Here is an 18,971-nt window from a genome sequence, read left to right as displayed (position 1 = left end):
AGACATTCACCGAGGTAGCGCCGTGACCCATGCCTCGTAGACTCCGAAGCGTGAAATGGGGGCGTTCAACCGGCGTCATCGCTCTCGCGCTGCTGCTGAGTGGTTGCGGCGCGGAGTTCGATCCGCTGTTCGTCGAGAGCGGGAGTTCCGGTCCGGTGATCGGCTGGCGCGAGTGCCCGGGCGTCCAGCACGACGGCATCACCGAGGTCGGCCTGTACCGATGGGATCACGACGGCACCGTCGATGATCCGGGCCAACTGCTGTGGCACATCAAGGCCTCCGACGGGACCCCGCTCCACCGCGTACGGCTCGGAAGAGCCCCCCAGGGCTTCACGACACGGCTCCCGCTGACCGTCGAGCTGGACCCCGCCTCCACCTACGCGCTACGCGCCAACATGACGTCGGACGATCTCGTTTCCGGTTTCCTCACGTTCAAGCCGCGCCAACTCGCCACGGGACGCGTCGTCTTCAGTGAGGGCCAGGAAGAGTCACGAGGCTCGTACGAGAGCCGGCACGACGAGGACTTCGGCTGCTTCCGCGACTGAGGGCGACACCTTCGGCTGACCACCGGGGCACACGTCAGGAGTGAGCGCGACAGCAGTGGTGACGGATCACCAGGTGAACCAGCCGGGAGTGGCCGAGTAGACCGGCGCCGGGTAGTCGCACCCGCCTTCACCGAAACCCTGGGCCGCGATCCTCGCCGCACGCTGCTCGCCCGCGGCGTCCACCGTGTCGGCTGCCACGACGCACGCGAGCGCGGCCACCACGCAGGCGATCAGGAACACCGGGTTGGGGCGCGAAGCATTGATCATGACGGCTGCCACTCCGCCGACCACGGCCGCCAGGAGAGCCCCTCCCGCCAGGGCGAGAGCCACGATCGTGAGGTGGTCCACCGCCGATGAAGCGTGGCACAACACGTACTGGCGACCCGATCGGAATCCCTGGACCCGCTCGAACAGAGCGGCCGCTCCAAGTACGGAACCGACAACGAAGGCATGCCACGGTCGCACGACTACATGGTGCTCACCCTCCACGCCACCTGCCCCGTTCACGCCGTTCGTACCGTTCACCCGGGTCTTCACGCGCACTCGTCAGCCCCCTCCGCGCCGCGCCCACTGCCGCAGCCTTCTGATGGCGCGTTCCTTGTGCGTCCGGGCCGCCGACGATTCGCCGGTGCTCGTGACGAATACCGTCAACGGGGTCCATCGCCTGCGCCCATTGCCGGAAGTCCACCTCACGGCTGGAAAGTCCGTGATCCCAGTGATGGCGCCCCGATCGATCACCCGCGTGCGCATGTAGCCGCGAATGGTGATCCGTGAATGGTCATACGTGACGGCGAGCCGATAACCACGAACTGCCAGAGCTGAAAACCCGAGCACAGCCGGAATGGCGAGGAGCCGCTGGACCCCACCCTCGGCCTGTACGGCGTAGGCGACCCCGACAATCGCCGGAACGACCCCGAGGCCACTGTTCGCCAGACGGTTGCGGGACGGCAGCGTTCGCTCCATGACCTTCCTCAAGTGATCTCGGCGAGGGCGCAGCCTACAGCCCGGGCTCCGCGGGGCCTCATGCCATGGGTGCGTTCGCTCCGCTGCGAGCTACGAAGCGGAGCGAGGAGGGGCGTCGCGTCGCTCCCGGGGTCCGTCATCGGGTCCGTCCGGCGTGGGGTCCTCGGGGACCGGCGTCGTCGTCAGCGCCGCGTACCTGTCGGGGAGGAACCGCGTCACGACGTACACGAGCAGGCTCAGCCAGCAGACGGCGAACAGCCAGCCGCCCACGACGTCGGAGAGCCAGTGAACGCCCAGGTAGACGCGGGAGAGGCCGACCAGCGCGGCCCAGCAGCCGATGAGCAGGACCAGTGCTCTCCTGGACTGGGGCGCGCGGGCCAGCACCGCGAGGATGAGGATGCCGCCCGTGACGGCCGAGGTCGTGGTGTGACCGGAGGGGAACGACCAGCCCGAGGCATGGGTGGCCCAGTTCGCCACTGGGGGCCGGGGACGGCCGACCAGTGACATCACCGCGAACCGCACGGCCTGCGCGACGGCCAGAGCGCACACGCACGCCGTGACGGTGGTGACCCGCTGCCGCGCCGTGCGCCCGAGGAGAAGGCCGGCCACGACGACCAGCGCGTACGGGACGGCTCCTGTGCCGGTGTACGTCACGCCGCGTGCCACCGCGAGCGCCACCTCCGGACGGTGCGCGAGCGACCACGAGGCGAGCCCGCTGTCGCCGAACAAGGGAGCACCCTCGTGCGTGGTCACGACCAGCGTCAGCAGCACGAACGCGACCAGACTCCCCACCGCGGCCGACGCGGCGACGGCACCGGTGCCCCCGCGCTTCACGGCCGGGCCGCAACGGCATCGGCCTCGCGCGCAGGCGCGGAGCCCGTGGCGGCGGACATGGATGTGGCCCCTTTCCTCGGCGGGCGCGCACACGGCAGGACACCGCCCCGCGCCCGTCTATCTGCGAGTTCGTCTACATAACTGTAGACGAATGGCGGCCGGGATCGTTCCCGGTTCGACCCGCGAAGATCGGCGTCCTCTCAGCCTGCGCCGCCCGGCGCCCCGCCGCCCGACGGGATCGGTGCCGCGCGACCCCGCCGCCCGGCGGAGGACGCGGCCCCGGTCACCGCCGCCGACGACCCCTCTGGCGCCCGACAGCGAATGCCGTACCCTACGTGTTACGTATAACCCTGGAGAGCCCCGATGAGACGCATCGCCCTGGTCACCCTCGTCGTCGACGACTACGACGAGGCCATCCGCCACTACACCGAAGCCCTCGGGTTCCGCCTCGTCGAGGACACCCCGCGGCCCGACGGCTCCCGCTGGGTCGTGGTCGAGCCGGGCGCGGACGGCGGAGGGACCGGGCTGCTGCTCGCCCGGGCCAAGGACGAGGCTCAGCGCGGCCGGATCGGCGACCAGACCGGCGGACGGGTCGGTTTCTTCCTCCACACCGACGACTTCGCCCGCGACCACGCCAGGATGCGCGCCGCCGGCGTGACCTTCCTGGAGGAACCGCGCCACGAGTCGTACGGCTCGGTCGTCGTCTTCCAGGACCTGTACGGCAACCGCTGGGACCTGCTCCAGCCCGCGGACTGACTGACCCGGTCTCCCGCACGTCGCGCGGGCTGCCGCGCCCCACGCTCTTCCGCTCCCTCCCGCTCCGAACGACCTCACGAGGAACACCGCACATGACCGCGCCCCGCATCGACATCGACACCATCCGCCGCCTGCCGAAGGCGGTCCTGCACGACCACCTCGACGGCGGCCTCCGCCCGGCCACCCTCGTCGAGCTCGCGGAGACCGTCGGCCACACCCTGCCCACCACGGACCCGCAGGAACTGGCCGCCTGGTACTACGAGGCCGCCAACTCCGGCGACCTCGTCCGCTACATAGCCACCTTCGAGCACACCCTCGCCGTGATGCAGTCCCGCGAAGGCCTGCTGCGCACGGCCGAGGAGTACGTCCTCGACCTCGCCGAGGACGGTGTCGTCTACGGCGAGGTGCGCTACGCGCCCGAGCTCATGGTCAACGGCGGGCTGACCCTGCCCGAGGTCGTCGAGGCCGTGCAGGAGGGCCTCGCCGCCGGTATGGCCAAGGCCGCCGCGGCGGGCACCCCGGTGCGCGTCGGCACCCTGCTGTGCGGCATGCGGATGTTCGACCGGACCCGCGAGACCGCCGACCTCGCCGTGGCGTTCCGGGACGCCGGGGTCGTCGGCTTCGACATCGCGGGCGCCGAGGACGGCTTCCCGCCGGCCGACCACCTGGATGCCTTCGAGCACCTGCGCCGCGAGAACGTCCCGTTCACGATCCACGCCGGCGAGGCCCACGGCCTGCCCAGCATCCACCAGGCGCTCCAGGTCTGCGGCGCCCAGCGCATCGGCCACGGCGTCCGCATCACCGAGGACATCGTGGACGGCAAGCTCGGCCGTCTCGCCGGCTGGGTGCGCGACCGCCGTATCGCCCTGGAGATGTGCCCGACCTCCAACCTCCAGACCGGCGCGGCGAAGTCCATCGCCGAGCACCCCATCACCGCCCTGCGCGACCTGGGCTTCCGCGTCACCCTCAACACCGACAACCGTCTGGTGTCGGGGACGACGATGACCCGGGAGATGTCCCTGCTCGTCGAGGAGGCGGGCTGGGGCGTGGAGGACCTGCGCACCGTGACGGTGAACGCGGTCAAGAGCGCGTTCCTCCCCTTCGACGAGCGCAAGGCCCTCATCGAGGACGTCGTCCTTCCCGGCTACGACATCTGAACCAGCCCGCGGACGTAGGCGGCCTGTCCGACGTGCTGGAGATCGTCGGACAGGACGCTGACCAGGCGTACGCCGAGCGTGACCGGCGGGTCCCAGCGTTCGTCCACGACGCGCTCGAAGTCGTGTGCGGCCAGACCGCCGATGTAGGCGAGGGTCCGCTCGTGGACCGCGTCGTAGTAGCCGAGCAGCAGGTCGCCCGTCTCCACCCGGACCCGGGCGACCTTCGCGGACGTGTGGCCGTACCCGGTGTCGCCCCGCGGCAGGTCCAGCCCGAAGCGCTTCGCCCAGTCGTCGGTGAGCCAGACCTGCTCCGTCCCGGCCGCGTCGGCGACGTGGTCGTCCTGGACCCGGGTGAGGTGCCAGACGAGCCAGGAGATCGAGTTCGCCGTCTCGGCGGGGCGGGCGTTGAGAGCCTCCGGCGCGAGGTCGCCGACAGCGGCATGGACTTCTTCCCGGATGCGGCCGAAGCCGTCTATGAGGATGTCCTTCGCAAGCATGGAACCACCATCGCGCATCGCGCCCGTCCCTGCGTCCGGAACGGCCCGATCCCCAGGTCCGGAACGGTCCGACCCCGCACCGGGCCCCGGCCCCGGCATCCCGGGCCCCCGCCCCGGCATCCCGCACCGCGCCCCGCCCCGGCATCCCGCACCGCGCCCCGCCCCCGCATCCCGCACCGCGCCCCGCATCCGGGCCCCCACCTGCCTCAGGAGCCTCGGGTCCGCGACCGCTCAGGCCCCGTCCTTCGAGGCGTCGAGCAGCGTCATCAGGGCCCGTGCGGCCGGGCTGGTGGCCTCCTCCGGCGGCAGCATCGCGACGGTCTCGTACGACCCCTCCGAAGCGCCCTTGAAGGGCAGTGCGGTGAGATCGCGGGCCTCCGGCTTGTGACCGAAGTGGCGCGGGACGACGGCGATCCCGAGGCCCTCGTGGACGAGTTCCAGGAGGCTGTGGACGTCGTTGACCTCCAGGGCCACCGTCCGCTGGACTCCCGCCGCCGTGAACGCCGCGTCGGTGGTGCGCCGCGGACCCCAGTCGGGGTGGAAGTCGACGAAGGCCTCCGCGCCCAGTTCCTCGGGCGTGACCACGGCCGCGGTGGCGAGCGGGTGCTCCGGGTGGAAGAGCACGGTCATCGGCTCGCTGGTCAGCGGCACCGACCGCAGTTGCTCGGAGTCGGCGCGGGTCCGCACCGCGAACGCCAGGTCGAGACGGCCCGCCGCGACCTCCTCCGCCAGCGCCTCGGAACCCGCCTGGCGCAACCGGATCTCCACGTCCGGATGACGCCGACGGAACGCCGCGAGCAGCCTGGCGCAGTGCACGCCGGCGATGCACTGTTCGGTGCCGAGGGACAGCGTGCCGCGCAGCACCCCCTGGACGGCGGCCACGGCGTCGTGCGCCGAACGCACCTGGGCGAGGACCCGTTCCGCCTCGACGAACAGGGCGCGACCGGCTTCCGTGAGGGTGACCCGGCGGGTCGTACGGACGAAGAGCGGCGCCTGGAGCTCCCGCTCCAACGCCCTGATGGACGAGGAGAGGCCCGACTGCGACACCATCAGCCGCTCCGCCGCCCGGGTGAAGTGCCGGTCCTCGGCGACGGCGACGAAGTGTTGAAGGTGACGCAGTTCCATGACATGCAAGAGTAGGTGCCGATCGGCGGGTGCCTCGACCGATTGAGAAGCCGGATCGCTCAATGCCATCCGATCCTCCCGTTGGACCGGTGACCACCGGGCGCGCGAGAGTGGAAGCCTGTTTCCCCGGCCTCACAGGAGTACGCGTTGTACACCCCGCACCCCGATCGTTACGCGGACATGCCCTACCGGCGTACCGGACGCAGCGGCCTGAAGCTCCCCGCGCTGTCGCTCGGCCTGTGGCACAACTTCGGCCCGGACCGGCCCGTGGACGTCCAGCGCGCGATCCTGCGCCGCGCCTTCGACCTCGGCGTCACCCACTTCGACCTGGCGAACAACTACGGCCCGCCGCCCGGCGCCGCCGAGTCCGCCCTCGGTGACGCGCTGAAGGCGGACTTCGGTCACCTCCGCGACGAGCTGGTCATCTCCACCAAGGCCGGCTATCTGATGTGGCCGGGCCCGTACGGCGAATGGGGCTCGCGCAAGTACCTGCTGTCCTCGCTCGACCAGAGCCTCGGCCGGATGGGTCTCGAGTACGTCGACATCTTCTACTCGCACCGTCCCGACCCGGAGACCCCGCTCGAGGAGACGATGGGCGCCCTGCACTCGGCGGTGCAGCAGGGGAAGGCGCTGTACGTCGGCGTCTCGAACTACTCGGCGGAGCAGACCCGTGAGGCCGCGAGGATCCTGGCCGAGCTGGGCACCCCGCTGCTCATCCACCAGCCGCGCTACTCGATGCTCGACCGCCGGCCCGAGGACGAGGGCCTGCTGGACGCGCTCGACGAGCTCCAGGTGGGCTCCATCGCGTACTCGCCGCTGGAGCAGGGCCTGCTCACCGGCCGCTACCTGAACGGCATCCCGGAGGACTCGCGGGCCGCGAGCGACAGCCCGTTCCTGAGCGCGGACACGGTCACCGAGGACCTCGTGGGCCGGCTGCGGACCCTCGACGAGATCGCCAAGTCCCGCGGCCAGTCGCTGGCCCAGCTCGCGCTGGCCTGGGTGCTGCGCGGCGGCCGGGTCACCTCGGCCCTGGTCGGCGCCAGCAGCCCGCGGCAGCTCGAGGACAGCGTCGCCGCCATCGGCAACCTGGACTTCAGCGAGGACGAACTCGCCCGGATCGACGCGCTGGTCAAGGCGTAGCGCCTACGACGGGTGCGGCGCGCCCTCGACTTCTGGCGCGCCCCGACGGCACACCGAGGTCCCCGACGCGCCGCCGCGTCGGGGACCTCGGCGCGTGTCAGGCCGGGACGCGGTCCAGGAATCCGTGCACGCTCCGGATCCGGCCCTCGCCGTCCAGGACGATCACGTCGAAGCCCGCGACGGGTGCCGAGCCGTCCGTCTCGTCGACCAGCTCCCAGGCGAAGCGGGCGATGTCGTGGTGGCCGTCCACCGCGCCCAGCAGACGGAAGGCGAAGCCGGGGAACCGCTCGTGCGCGGAGGCGATCACGGCCGCGATCTCCTCGTGTCCGCGGACGTCGGCGAGCGGGTCGGTGTACGTGCCGTCCGGGGCCCAGGCGGCGGCCACCGCCTTCGCCGGTGTGTCCGGCCCGCTCGCGTTCCAGGCCTCGAAGTAGCGGGTGACGGCGGTCTCGTAGCGCTCGGTGTTCGCGGACATGATGAACCAGCCTCCATCGGGGGACGTAACCATGGTCAAGGTCCGTGTCCCGGGCGGCTGTTCGGGCGCCGGGACGCGATACGCCAACCTTGACGGGCACCGCGCGAAGCGTCGATTACCCCGCGGGTCATGCCGGGGATCGGGGGCGGTCCCGGAGGCCGGAAAAGTTGTCAATGCCCTTTCGGCCACGCGCGGCGGTGAATATGCCAAGAGACTGGCTGGATTCACATGGTGACAGTGTGTCAGTAGTGGCGATACTCAATCAGTAGGGCAATTCAACCAAGCCCGTGCAATTGCACGGAGCAACGCCCAAGAGCCGCAGGGAAAGTGAGGCCGGACCGGCGACGAGCGACGCCAATGGGGGAGATCGTGCACGACGAATTCCTGTGCCACGTCACCGCGTACGGCATGTGCGGCGGTCAGCGAGTCGGTGTACCCCTCGGCACCTATCGGGCGCCGACCCTGGCGCTGGCCCTGTGGTGGATGCGGGACCGCGCGGCCTGGATGGCGGAAAGGCTCGACCCGCAGCCCGAGGACCCCGCCTTTCCGCCCAACTCGATCGCGCCGGTGGGGGACAGCGTCCCCGACGTCCCCACGATGCTGCGCGCATGGTGCGGTGACTCGGAGCAACAGGAGCTGGTCGCCGAGGAGTTGGCCGCGGGCAAACTCGTCCGCGTCTCCACCAACGACGACACCACCGAATACGAACTGCTCGCGGAATCGGTGGACGCGCTGCGCATGCACCGCACCGCCGCGGTGCTGGGGATCTCCGCCGCCTGAGCCTTCGGGCACCCCGGCCACCGAGCGCTGATCAGGCGCGCAAGGGGGCGAATCGTTAGAATTCTGGCATGGCAGAGAGGCCTGTCGCGGCAACAGCACCCGAGCTCGTCCTCGAAACCGAGACGGGCTCGACGGTGATGAGTCCGAACCACGACTACCACGTCGGGCGCGATCCGCTGTGCGACGTCGTGATCGACGACGTCCGGGTCTCGTGGCACCACGCGGTGCTGCGGCCCCACGCCGATCACTGGACGCTGGAGGACGAGAACAGCACGAACGGCACGTACGCCGACGGCCGCCGCGTCCACGAATGGGGCGTCGGACCCGGCAGCGTGATCCGCTTCGGCAGTCCCGCCGACGGCCCGCGCGCCGTCCTCGTCAGCCGCCCGCCCCCCGTCGCGGAGCGCCCCTCGGCCGTCTCCATGCCGGCCGCCACCAGCACGTTCAAACAGCCGACGACCGTACGGCCGCTGCCTTCCCGCACCGTGCGCATCGGACGCGGCCCCGACAACGACCTCGTCATCGACGACCTGATCGTCTCCCGGAACCACGCCGAACTGCTGGCCCGGCCCGACGGGACGTACGAGATCGTCGACCTCGGCAGCCACAACGGCACGTTCCTCAACGGACAGCCCGTCGAGCGGGCCCTCGTCACACCGGGTGACATCGTCGGCATCGGGCACTCCGCGTTCTGTCTCGTCGGAGACCAGCTCCAGGAGTACGTCGACAGCGGCGAGGTCTCCCTCGACGTGCAGGACCTCGTCGTCGAGGTCGACCAGGGCCGCAAGACGCTGCTGGACCAGGTGTCCTTTCCCGTCGGCGAGAAATGTCTGCTCGCCGTCGTCGGTCCGAGCGGCGCCGGCAAATCCACGCTCCTGAACGCGCTCACCGGGCAGCGGCCCGCCGACCACGGCACGGTGCTCTACGACGGCCGTGACCTCTACCGCGACTACGCCGAACTGCGCCAGCGCATCGGCCTCGTCCCGCAGGACGACATCCTGCACGCCCAGCTCACCGTCCGCCGGGCGCTGACCTACGCCGCCGAACTGCGCTTCCCGCAGGACACCGCGAAGGCGGAACGCCTGGCGCGGGTGGACGAGGTGATCGGCGAGCTGGGCCTGCAGCAGCGCGTCGACCAGCCCATCCACAGTCTGTCGGGCGGACAGCGCAAGCGCGTCAGCGTGGCCCTGGAACTGCTCACCAAGCCGTCCCTGCTCTTCCTGGACGAACCGACCTCCGGACTCGACCCGGGCATGGACCGCTCGGTGATGCACATGCTGCGCGGCCTCGCCGACGACGGCCGCACCGTCATCGTGGTCACCCACAGCGTGCTCAGCCTGGACGTCTGCGACCGGCTCCTGGTCCTCGCGCCCGGCGGCAAGGTCGCCTACTACGGGCCGCCCGACGACACCCTGGCCTTCTTCGGATACCGGCAGTGGCCCGAGGCGTTCGAGGCCTTCGAGCGCGACACGGACCGGGACTGGGCGGGGGAGTACCGGGACTCGCCGTTCCACCGTCAGTACATCGACAAGTCGACCTCGCAGCCGAGGATGCCGGACGCGGCCACCGGAGCGCTCGTCGGACCGCCGCCGAAGGCCCAGAGCTGGGGCTCCCAGCTCGGCACCCTGGTCCGCCGCTACGCCGCCGCGCTCGGGGCCGACCGGACCTTCCTCGCCATCATGATCGCCCTGCCGTTCGTGATGGGCGCGATGGCGCGGGCGCTGGCGGGCGGCAAGCTGACCCAGGAGACGGCGATGAACGCGCTGCTCATCCTGTGCGTCGGCGGCGTCCTGACCGGTGCGGCGAACGCCGTGCGCGAACTCGTCAAGGAACGGACGATCTACCAGCGAGAACGGGCCGTCGGTCTGTCCAGATCGGCGTACCTGATGTCCAAGGTCGTGGTCCTCGGCGCCATCACGGTGCTCCAGGCCGTCGTGCTCACCCTCGTGGGCCTGTTCGGCGTGGACCTCAACGCCCCCGGCGGCGAAGGCGTCCTGATGCCACCGCTCCTGGAGATCACGCTGGCCGTGGCCCTGCTGGCCTTCACCGCGATGATGCTCGGCCTCCTCGTCTCCGCCGTCGTGCGCAAGGAGGAGGTGACGATGCCGCTGCTGGTGCTGCTGGCCATCGTCCAGGTGGTGTTCTGCGGCGCCCTGCTGAAGCTGCACGGCGTGCCCGGCCTCGAACAGCTCTCCTGGCTCGTGCCCTCCCGCTGGGCCCTGGGCGCGATGGCCGGGACCATCGGTCTCGCCCGGATCGTGCCCGGCGAACTCACCGGCGACCCGATGTTCCGGCACACGGCCGGCGCATGGCTGATCAACATGGGCATGCTCGTCGTGCTCTCCGTCGTCTTCGGCTGGCTGGTCGCCCGGCTGCTGCGACGGCACGAGCCCGCGGTCATGCGGAAGTAGCCGCCGATGACGAGCCCCGGATTCCGCCCGACGCATGTCGTTCCGCAGGACGGGCTGCCCGCTTGGGAGTCGCCCGACCCGTCGCGGCCCACCGTTCCCCTGGACGCGCTGCTGCCGGTCGAACTCGTCGACCGGCTCGGTGACTGGGGGCGTGTCGTGTGCGCGAACGGCTGGTCGGCGTGGGTCGACGGCCGCCTGCTGATCGCCGTACCGCAGGTACCGCCTGCGGCGACCCGCCCGCTCGCCCGCACGGCCGATCCGCGCCCGCTGCTGGCCCGCGTCGACCAGGCGCTCACCGAGTACCGACGGGCGGCCGAGGAACTGGCGTCCGGGCGACTGGAGGCCGAGAACTTCCGGGCCCGGACGCAGGGCAGCCGGATCGGGGTGATCGTCGACGGCGAGTCGATGTGGCTGTACGACGGCGAGCACGAGCGCTGGGTGTACTGCGACGGAGCACGGCTGAGTACCTTCGCCGCCGAGCGCACCCCGTCGACCGCGCGACGGGAGACGACTCACGAGCCCGTGGAACAGGACCTGCCGCGGGAGCGGGACCGAGCGGAGGAACAAGACCGAGCGGAGGAACAGGACAGGTCGGGAGACCGGGGCCCGGGGCGGGACGGGTCGCGGGTTCCGGATCGTCCGAAGGTGCCGGACGCGTCGCAAGAACCGGACCGGCCGAGTGGGCCGGACGAGGCGACGGCGCCGGGCCGGTCGCGGAGGCCGGACCGGGCGCAGGAACCGGACCGGGCGAAGGAACGCCAGGCGGAGCCGACGCGGATCGTGCGGGGATCCGCCCCGGGCGGACCTCCCGACGGACCTCCCGACGGGCCTCCGAGCGGACACGAGCCCACTCGCCTGGTCACCTTCGACAGCGACGACAAGGGCGAGGACTGATGCGCGGCGCGCGGCACGAGCGGGGTGACCGCTGATGGACGGGACGTCCGGGCCGGACACCAGTCCGTTCTCGGGGCGGCCCTCGGAGCTGATCGGACGGCAGATCGCGGGCTACCGCATCGAGCGGGAGATCGGCCGCGGCGGGATGGCCGTCGTTTACCAGGCCAAGGACCTGCGTCTGGACCGCACGGTCGCCCTCAAACTGCTCGCCCCGGAACTCGCCCGCAACGACACCTTCCGCGGCCGCTTCACCCACGAGTCACGCGTCGCCGCCGCGATCGACCACCCGCACATCGTGCCCGTCTTCGAGGCGGGCGAGACGGACGGCGTCCTCTACATCGCCATGCGGTACGTCGCCGGGCGCGACCTGCGTCATCTCCTCGACCGCGAGGGCCCGCTGACGGTCACCGTGGCCGGCCGGATCGGCATCCAGGTCGCCTCGGCGCTCGACGCGGCCCACGACCACGGCCTGGTGCACCGGGACGTGAAGCCCGGCAACATCCTGGTGGCCCAGGGCACCGACAGCGACCACCCCGAACACGTCTATCTCACCGACTTCGGACTGACCAAGAAGTCCCTGTCGCTGACCGGGTTCACGAGCGTCGGACAGTTCGTGGGCACCCTCGACTACGTGGCGCCGGAACAGATCTCCGGCAAGCCGGTGGACGGCCGCTGCGACGTCTACAGCCTCGGCTGTGTGGTCTACGAGACGATGGCCGGCCATCCGCCCTTCCGGCGCGACGACGACATGGCGCTGCTGTGGGCCCACCAGTACGACCAGCCCCCGGCCCTGACCTCCGTGCGCCCCGACATCCCGGAGGCCGTCGACGCGGTCCTTTCGAAGGCGCTCTCCAAGAGCCCCGACGACCGGTTCGACTCGTGCCTGGCCTTCGTCAGCGCGCTGCGGATCGCCGCACGCGGCCCGGTGACCGGGAGCGGCACCGGCTCGGGTACGGAGGCCGAGGCCGTGCCGGGTGGCCCGGGGCCCGTGCCGCAGCCGCCGGTCTGGGCCCGGCCGGTGTTCCGCCGCTGAGCCGCCACCGTCGACGATCAGCCGTCAGCCGTCAGCCGTCAGCCGTCAGCCGTCAGCCGTCAGCCGTCAGCCGTCAGCCGTCAGCCAGCAGTGGGCAGTGAGCAGTGAGCCGCAGCCGTCAGGCGGTCAGCCGGCCGACTCGACCTCGCCCCTGCGCCGGACGCCCTTGGCCAGCAGGGCGCCCAGGAAACCGGTGACCAGCCCCCACAACAGGGCCAGGCCGAGGGCGCCCCACACCTGGGCCTTCAGGAACAGCTCCCCCTTCAGCCCGCCGCCGATGTCACCCAGACCGAGGATCGACAGACCGTAGTTCGCCGAGATCCGGCCGAGCAGGCAGATCATGAGCACGGTCAGCGCCAGCGCGACCGCCATGCGGAGGGCGTGCTGCCAGGCCCGCGTCCGGGCCGGTGAACGGGCCGCCATCAGGAAGGCCGCCCCGAGCAGCAGGACGGCGTCGACGGCCACCAGCCACCAGATCCGGCCGTCGTAGTCCGCGAGCGAGCCCAGGTTGAGCTCGGACACGTCCGGAGTACGCAGCACCTCGTCGAGCACATGGGGCATCGGGAGCCCGAAGGGCCCGTCCACACGCCCGTCCCAGGTGGCGCCGAGACCGATCGTGAACGCGAGCCAGACGACATTGGGAAGACCCAGCAGCATCACGGCGAAGGTCTCGGCCGCGTGCCCGCGCGTCGCCGCCACCACCAGCCCGATGACCACGCCGAGGCCGACGCAGACGAGCAGCAGGACCACCATCGCGTACGCGGCCGGACGCACCGCCTCCTGGAAGCGCAGCAGCCGGGCGGGGAGCGCCGCGCCGCGCGAGACCAGCAGCGCGATCACGAACACACCCGCGAGCCACAGCACCCCGAAGAACAGGGTCGACGCCCAGGCGGTCTTGAAACCCACCTCGGGGGTTGCGCCGAACAGGTCGCCGATGGCACCGATCGTGCCGTTCCCGAGGTCGATGGTGAAGTTCTGGCGGGCCGCGAGCGCCAGGCCGATCAACGCGAGCAGCCACAGGACGGCGAGCCGCCCGGCCCACCCGGCCAGTTCCGTCGCCCCGGCGACGGCGCGATGCCGCAGCGGCCGCAGGAATCCCGCTCCGAGCACCAGCGCTCCGGTCAGGGTCACGGACAGCGGGATCACCGTGAGGCCCGCCTTCGTCTCGGCGATGGCTCCCGCGTCGCCGGTGAACTCGACGGTCCCGCCGACCGCGGTGACCAGGGTGGCCGCGACCACCCGCGGAAAGGCGTTGTCGGGGAGGTCGGTGGCGCCGGACGCCCACAGGCCGAGAGCGGCGACCACCACCATGAGCACCAGACCGGCCAGTACGGTCACGAGGGCCTGGAGCCAGCCGTGACGGCTGGCCGGAGACGCACCGCTGCTGGGGGCCGGCTGGGCTGACGGTGTCTGGTGACTCACGCTGCCACGCTAAGCAGCACCGACACCGTCCGCCCCTCGGGGAGAGCCGACCGCCGCCCCTCGGGGAGAGCCGACCGCGTCGGCTTGCGGGCACCGGCGGACCGGGGCACACAATGGGTTCGTCGTGTAGGAAAGCGGCGCAAAAGCCACTCGGACGTCCCTGCATCCCTCCAACGGGAGAAGAGCTCGTGAGCGTCGAACAGCCGTCCTCCGGCCGCCCCACCGGCCCGCCCTCGGGCCCGTTGTCGGGCCCGACACAGCCGAGTCCGACCCAGCCCGTCAACGTCCCGCCCACCGGACCGCCCAGCGGCGCGTCCGGGGCGGGAGGCGGTCCCGGAGGACCAGGGGGCGGCGGTTCGGGAGGGGGCGGCGGTGGCTCGGGTCCCGAGGGCCCCGGCGGTGGAGCGGGCGGACCGGGTGGACCGGGTGGGGGACCCGAACGGCCCTGGTGGCGGTCGGCGCCGCGGGTCGCGCTGATCACCGGTGTCGTGGCGGCGGCGGTGATCCTCGGACTGGTCTTCACCAACAACGGCGGCGGTGCCAAGAACGCCAGCAGCGAGGTGTTCGCGCAGCCCGCCGCAAAGTCGGGGCCCGATTCGTTCACCGAGTCGACCGCCAACGACAGTTCCATCGAGTCGGAGTCGCCCGCGGCATCAGCCTCGTCGGTGCCCGCCACCAAGGGCGGCACCTACAGCGGCAGCGCGCCCGGCCTCTACGGCGGCACCCGCAACGTGTCGAGCTGCGACGTCGAGAAGCAGATCAGCGCGCTGAAGGCGGACCCCGCGAAGAACAAGGCCTTCGCCTCGGTCGAGGGCATCCAGCCGAACGCGGTCCCCGCCTATCTGCGTTCCCTGACCCCCGTACAACTGCGGCTGGACACCCGGGTCACCAACCACGGGTACCGCAACGGCGCCCCCACCAGCTATCAGGCGGTCCTCCAGGCCGGCACCGCGGTGCTCGTGGACTCCCGGGGCGTGCCCAAGGTGCGCTGTGCCTGCGGCAACCCGCTGCTCGAACCCGTACCGCAGAAGGGCACCATCAAGACGACGGGCGACCCGTGGCCGTCGTACCGGCCGCAGAACAGCGTGGCCGTCGTGCCGTCGAAGACGGTCATCGACGTGTTCGTCATCTACGACCCCGAGAGCAACGAGTGGATCAAGCGGCACCGGGGCGACGACGTGAAGAAGGACAAGAAGACGCACCCCCCGGTGAGCCCTTCGCCGTCGGTCAGCGATTCGGGCTCCAAGTCCCCGTCGTCCTCGGCCTCCGCCTCGAACTCGCCGTCGTCCGAGAGTTCGTCCCCGTCGTCGTCCTCCTCCGAACCGTCCTCCTCCGCGCCGTCCTCGGAGGAACCGCCGCCGTCCAGCGAGCCTCCGGCGTCCGAGTCGCAGGCGCCCCCGGCGTCCGGTTCGGCCTCCGCGGACCTGACGTCGCAGTCGGCGGGCTCCGCCCCGGCGTCCCCCTGACTTCACCGAGAGCGGAACGCCGCTCCCTTCCCGTACGGTCCCGCGCTTCTAGGCTGAAGGGGTGAGCGACCACGTGACGAACGAAGCCCGCGTCATCCCCCTGCGCCCGGCGGCGCCGGAGCCCTCCCGGACACCGCAGGTGGCCGACGCCCCGGCCCGGGCGCCCCGGCCGCCGGTCCTCGTGCCGCGCCGGGGACCCGCGGCCCCCGCCCCCTCGGCCAGGGAACCTCTGTGGCGCGACCTCGTGGGTGACGTCCTGCGACGCGAGCGGCTGGCCCAGGAACGCACGCTCAAGGACGTGGCCGAGGCCGCCAGAATCTCGATGCCCTACCTCTCCGAGGTGGAGCGCGGCCGCAAGGAGGCCTCCTCCGAGGTCCTCGCCGCGGCCGCGCGCGCCCTCGGTCTCGGCCTGACCGACCTGTTGTCGCTGGCCCAGCGGGAGCTGAACCGGCACACCCGGGCCGAGTCCGTCCGCGGCCGCCCGGCGGCGGCCCCGTCCTCGGGCTCTCGGTCCGCGGGCTCGCGGTACGACGGCATGTGCCTCGCCGCCTGACCCCGGCCCGCACTCCGCGCCCTCGCCGGGCCCGCGCACCGGGGCCCGGCTGCCCGGCATCGGCCCGTTCCGGGCGGGTCGGTGTCAGAGCAGGGCGAGCCGGCGGCTGAGGATCTCGTCCGCGAGCCCGTACTCCACCGCTTCCCGCGCGGTGAAGATCTTGTCGCGGTCCATGTCGGCGCGCAGCGTGGCGACGTCGTGGTGGGTGTGCCGGGACAGCACCTCCTCGACCTGCGAGCGGATGCGCAGCATCTCCTTGGCCTGGAGGCTGAGGTCCGACACCGTGCCCTGATGGCCGCCGCTGGCCGGCTGGCCGAGCAGCACGCGGGCGTGCTCCAGGACGAACCGCCGCCCGGGATCGCCCCCGGCGAGCAGTACCGCCGCGGTGGACGCGGCCTGCCCGACGCAGAACGTCGAGATCGGCGCCTGGACGAAGGTCATCGTGTCGTAGATGGCCATCAGCGAAGTGAACGATCCCCCGGGCGAGTTGATGTAGATCGCGATCTCGCTCTCCGGGCTCGACGACTCCAGATGGAGGAGTTGCGCGATGACGACGTTGGCGACGCCGTCGTCGATCTCCGTGCCGAGGAAGATGATCCGCTCGGAGAGCAGCCGGCTGAAGACGTCGTACGACCGCTCGCCCTGCGGGGTCCGCTCGACGACATTCGGAATCGTGTACGTACCCATGTCAGAGCCCCATCCGTCGCCGTGACGCGGCCGGGCGGACGTCGTCGAGCGACTCCACGACCCGGTCCACCATGCCGTACTCCTTGGCCTGTTCCGCCGTGAACCAGCGGTCCCGGTCACCGTCCCGGGAGATCGTCTCCTCGCTCTGGCCGGTGTGCTCCGCGGTGATCCGTTCGATGGCCCGCTTGGTGAACTCGTGGTTCTGCGCCTGGATCTCGATGTCGGCCGTGGTGCCGCCGATGCCCGCGGACGGCTGGTGCATCATGATCCGCGCGTTCGGCAACGCGAAACGCTTGCCGTGCGTGCCCACGCTGAGCAGGAACTGCCCCATGCTCGCGGCGAATCCCATCGCGAGCGTGGAGACGTCGTTGGGGATCAGTCGCATGGTGTCGTAGATGGCGAGTCCGGCGGTCACCGAACCACCGGGGCTGTTGATGTAGAGGCTGATGTCGGTGCGCGCGTCCTCGGCGGACAGCAGGAGCAGTTGGGCGCACACCCGGTTCGCGGAGACCTCGTCGACCTGGGTGCCCAGGAAGATGATCCGCTGGGCGAGCAACTGCGCGGCCAGATGGTCGTCGTAGCGGGTCGCCGGGGTGTCGCCGTCCTCGGCCCACTGCGTGCGGGCCGGATGCCGGCCGGTGATGAGCGGAGTCATGGTTCCTCGTTCCTCCTGGTCGAGACGCGGCGGGCGTCGCCGCTGACCCCACTCTCGGTCCGGCGCCGGTGCCGGAGCGGATTTCTCGGCCCGTGGCAGATTCGCCGTCGGCAGAGTTACGACGGCGAGGCGGCCGGGCGAGGCGGGCCGGCGGAGGTCCGGCGCCGCTCCTCGTGCTCGTCCTCGTGCCGTTCCTCAGACGCCCGCGCGGAGTTGGCGGAAGAACGCCCGGATGTCGGCGACCAGCAGATCCGGCTCCTCCATCGCGGCGAAGTGACCGCCCCGGTCGAACTCGGTCCAGCGGACGACGGTGTCGGTGCGTTCCGCGACATGGCGCAGCGCGACGAAGTTCTCCTCGGGGAAGACGGCGAGCGCGGTTGGAGCGGTCGACGGCTCGGGCGGTGTGCCCCAGTAGGCGGCGTGGGCGCGCTCGTAGTAGATCCGCGCGGACGAACCGGCCGTGCCGGTCAGCCAGTACAGCATCACGTTGGTCAATAGCAGGTCCCGGTCGACGGCGTCCTCCGGACGGTCCCGCGAGTCCGTCCATTGCATGAACTTCTCGGCGATCCAGGCGAGTTGGCCGACCGGGGAGTCCGTGAGGGCGTACGCGAGGGTCTGCGGCCGGGTGGCCTGGATCGCCGCGTACCCCGCTTCCTCGCGATTCCACGCCTGGCCGCGCCGCCAGGAACGGAGGGTGCGCTCACGCTCGTACGGGCTCAGCGCGGCCAGTTCCCCGGCGGTCGGCTCGGTGACGGCGGACGATCCGGGCAGCAGGTTGAGATGGACGCCGGTCACCCGGTCGGGGTGTGCCCGCCCGAGCTCGCGCGAGACGGCCCCGCCCCAGTCGCCGCCCTGCGCGCCGTAGTGCCGGTAGCCGAGGCGGTCCATGAGCGTGGCGAACGCGGCGGCCACCCGGGTGAACTCCCAGCCGGTGTCCCGTGTCGGTCCCGAGAGCCCGAAGCCCGGGATGCTCGGCACGACCAGGTGGAAGGCGTCCGCCGGATCGCCGCCGTGCGCGCGCGGGTCGGTCAACGGCCCCACGACATCGGTGAATTCGACGATGGACCCGGGCCAGCCGTGCGTCATGATCAGCGGGGTCGCCCCGGGCTCCGGCGAGCGGATGTGCGCGAAGTGCACGCGCGCGCCGTCGATCTCGGTGGTGAACTGCGGCCACGTGTTGAGGCGCTTCTCGGCCGCACGCCAGTCGTAGGTGTGCCGCCAGTGGCGGACGAGATCCTGGAGGTAGTCCTTCGGGACTCCGTAGGCCCAGCCCACTCCGGGCAGTTCGTCGGGCCAGCGGACGGTGTCGAGGCGGCGGTGCAGGTCGTCCAGATCGCTCTGCGGGAAGTCGACACGGAACGGATGGACGACGGGGGATTCGGAGAGAGTCATGTCCGCGGATGCTAACTCCGCGCCGGGCGCGACCGGCATGGGTTTTCCGTGGGGAAGGGGCGCCCAACGGGCGACTCGGGTCGGCGTCACCCGGGCGACTCCGGTCGGCGTCACCCGGGCGGCTCCGGGCGGCGTCACCCGGGGCGGCTCCCGGCCGGCGGGGTGAGGCCGTGCGCGCGCGGCCGA

19 protein-coding genes and 1 pseudogene are annotated in these 18,971 nt (G+C 71.5%); 10 read left to right on the top strand and 10 right to left on the bottom strand.

Translation table 11 applies throughout. From position 1 onward, the window contains the following. The first annotated feature begins 50 nt into the window (after positions 1 to 50). Complete coding sequence (locus ACIQ7M_RS03915; protein WP_403639367.1) at positions 51 to 545, top strand: hypothetical protein; 495 nt, start codon at positions 51 to 53, stop codon at positions 543 to 545. A gap of 66 nt (positions 546 to 611) precedes the next feature. Here the strand turns inward: ACIQ7M_RS03915 and ACIQ7M_RS03910 are convergent, their stop codons facing one another. The 3 genes from ACIQ7M_RS03910 to ACIQ7M_RS03900 form a co-directional block, all read right to left on the bottom strand. Next, positions 612 to 893 carry a hypothetical protein gene (locus ACIQ7M_RS03910; protein WP_403639365.1) on the bottom strand — a complete coding sequence of 94 codons (282 nt, stop codon included), beginning with the start codon at positions 891 to 893 and terminating at the stop codon, positions 612 to 614. A gap of 198 nt (positions 894 to 1,091) precedes the next feature. After that, positions 1,092 to 1,508 (bottom strand): hypothetical protein, encoded by a 417-nt coding sequence (locus ACIQ7M_RS03905; RefSeq protein ID WP_403639363.1) that lies wholly within the window; start codon positions 1,506 to 1,508, stop codon positions 1,092 to 1,094. Between the two features lie 90 nt (positions 1,509 to 1,598). After that, positions 1,599 to 2,342: a phosphatase PAP2 family protein gene (locus ACIQ7M_RS03900; RefSeq protein ID WP_403639361.1), complete on the bottom strand. Its 744-nt coding sequence runs from the start codon at positions 2,340 to 2,342 to the stop codon at positions 1,599 to 1,601. A gap of 363 nt (positions 2,343 to 2,705) precedes the next feature. On the opposite strand from ACIQ7M_RS03900, the gene ACIQ7M_RS03895 reads away from it, so the two are divergent. Then, on the top strand, positions 2,706 to 3,098 hold the full coding sequence (locus ACIQ7M_RS03895; RefSeq protein WP_403639359.1) for a VOC family protein: 393 nt from the start codon (positions 2,706 to 2,708) through the stop codon (positions 3,096 to 3,098). 92 nt (positions 3,099 to 3,190) lie between these two features. Beyond that, complete coding sequence (locus ACIQ7M_RS03890) at positions 3,191 to 4,255, top strand: adenosine deaminase (protein WP_389848528.1); 1,065 nt, start codon at positions 3,191 to 3,193, stop codon at positions 4,253 to 4,255. On the opposite strand, the gene ACIQ7M_RS03885 is transcribed toward ACIQ7M_RS03890, so the two are convergent. Then, on the bottom strand, positions 4,243 to 4,752 hold the full coding sequence (locus ACIQ7M_RS03885; RefSeq protein ID WP_355774061.1) for a DUF664 domain-containing protein: 510 nt from the start codon (positions 4,750 to 4,752) through the stop codon (positions 4,243 to 4,245). The genes ACIQ7M_RS03890 and ACIQ7M_RS03885 overlap by 13 nt on opposite strands. Before the next feature lie 231 nt (positions 4,753 to 4,983). Further along, a complete protein-coding gene (locus ACIQ7M_RS03880; RefSeq protein WP_403639357.1) occupies positions 4,984 to 5,877 on the bottom strand; it encodes a LysR family transcriptional regulator in 894 nt (297 codons plus the stop codon). A 147-nt stretch (positions 5,878 to 6,024) separates the two neighbouring features. On the opposite strand from ACIQ7M_RS03880, the gene mgrA reads away from it, so the two are divergent. Continuing rightward, positions 6,025 to 7,017: an L-glyceraldehyde 3-phosphate reductase gene (gene mgrA / locus ACIQ7M_RS03875; protein ID WP_386976301.1), complete on the top strand. Its 993-nt coding sequence runs from the start codon at positions 6,025 to 6,027 to the stop codon at positions 7,015 to 7,017. A gap of 97 nt (positions 7,018 to 7,114) precedes the next feature. On the opposite strand, the gene ACIQ7M_RS03870 is transcribed toward mgrA, so the two are convergent. Continuing rightward, positions 7,115 to 7,492 carry a nuclear transport factor 2 family protein gene (locus ACIQ7M_RS03870; RefSeq protein ID WP_403639355.1) on the bottom strand — a complete coding sequence of 126 codons (378 nt, stop codon included), beginning with the start codon at positions 7,490 to 7,492 and terminating at the stop codon, positions 7,115 to 7,117. 369 nt (positions 7,493 to 7,861) lie between these two features. Here ACIQ7M_RS03870 and ACIQ7M_RS03865 point away from each other — a divergent pair, with 369 nt between their 5' ends. The 4 genes and pseudogenes from ACIQ7M_RS03865 (at position 7,862) to ACIQ7M_RS03850 (ending at position 12,610) form a co-directional block, all read left to right on the top strand. After that, positions 7,862 to 8,272, top strand: a complete 411-nt coding sequence (locus tag ACIQ7M_RS03865) for a hypothetical protein (protein WP_355774111.1) — start codon at positions 7,862 to 7,864, stop codon at positions 8,270 to 8,272. Between the two features lie 68 nt (positions 8,273 to 8,340). After that, a complete protein-coding gene (locus ACIQ7M_RS03860) occupies positions 8,341 to 10,683 on the top strand; it encodes an FHA domain-containing protein (RefSeq protein WP_403639353.1) in 2,343 nt (780 codons plus the stop codon). A 6-nt stretch (positions 10,684 to 10,689) separates the two neighbouring features. Then, positions 10,690 to 11,176 (top strand): annotated as a pseudogene (locus tag ACIQ7M_RS03855) (hypothetical protein); the annotation flags it as partial. A gap of 435 nt (positions 11,177 to 11,611) precedes the next feature. After that, positions 11,612 to 12,610 (top strand): serine/threonine-protein kinase, encoded by a 999-nt coding sequence (locus ACIQ7M_RS03850; protein WP_403639351.1) that lies wholly within the window; start codon positions 11,612 to 11,614, stop codon positions 12,608 to 12,610. 126 nt (positions 12,611 to 12,736) lie between these two features. Here ACIQ7M_RS03850 and ACIQ7M_RS03845 read toward each other — a convergent pair whose 3' ends face one another. After that, positions 12,737 to 14,032 (bottom strand): streptophobe family protein, encoded by a 1,296-nt coding sequence (locus ACIQ7M_RS03845; RefSeq protein WP_403639349.1) that lies wholly within the window; start codon positions 14,030 to 14,032, stop codon positions 12,737 to 12,739. Positions 14,033 to 14,220: 188 nt separating this feature from the next. Between ACIQ7M_RS03845 and ACIQ7M_RS03840 the strand changes: the two genes are divergently transcribed. Further along, on the top strand, positions 14,221 to 15,498 hold the full coding sequence (locus tag ACIQ7M_RS03840) for a DUF6777 domain-containing protein (RefSeq protein WP_403639347.1): 1,278 nt from the start codon (positions 14,221 to 14,223) through the stop codon (positions 15,496 to 15,498). A gap of 61 nt (positions 15,499 to 15,559) precedes the next feature. Continuing rightward, the gene (locus ACIQ7M_RS03835) at positions 15,560 to 16,051 is read left to right on the top strand and encodes a helix-turn-helix domain-containing protein (RefSeq protein WP_403639345.1); all 492 of its coding nucleotides are present in this window, start codon (positions 15,560 to 15,562) and stop codon (positions 16,049 to 16,051) included. A gap of 84 nt (positions 16,052 to 16,135) precedes the next feature. Here the strand turns inward: ACIQ7M_RS03835 and ACIQ7M_RS03830 are convergent, their stop codons facing one another. From ACIQ7M_RS03830 to ACIQ7M_RS03820, 3 genes are all read right to left on the bottom strand, one after another. Further along, complete coding sequence (locus ACIQ7M_RS03830; RefSeq protein ID WP_355775765.1) at positions 16,136 to 16,738, bottom strand: ATP-dependent Clp protease proteolytic subunit; 603 nt, start codon at positions 16,736 to 16,738, stop codon at positions 16,136 to 16,138. Position 16,739: 1 nt separating this feature from the next. Further along, positions 16,740 to 17,393, bottom strand: a complete 654-nt coding sequence (locus tag ACIQ7M_RS03825; protein WP_403639343.1) for an ATP-dependent Clp protease proteolytic subunit — start codon at positions 17,391 to 17,393, stop codon at positions 16,740 to 16,742. Between the two features lie 195 nt (positions 17,394 to 17,588). After that, the gene (locus tag ACIQ7M_RS03820; protein ID WP_355775762.1) at positions 17,589 to 18,785 is read right to left on the bottom strand and encodes an epoxide hydrolase; all 1,197 of its coding nucleotides are present in this window, start codon (positions 18,783 to 18,785) and stop codon (positions 17,589 to 17,591) included. Positions 18,786 to 18,971: the final 186 nt, after the last annotated feature.

Origin of the sequence: Streptomyces sp. NPDC096324 (genome assembly GCF_044763015.1) — a bacterium.
GTDB lineage: Bacteria > Actinomycetota > Actinomycetes > Streptomycetales > Streptomycetaceae > Streptomyces.
Note: the sequence above shows the minus strand (reverse complement) of the source record. Positions and strands in the feature narration are given on the sequence as shown.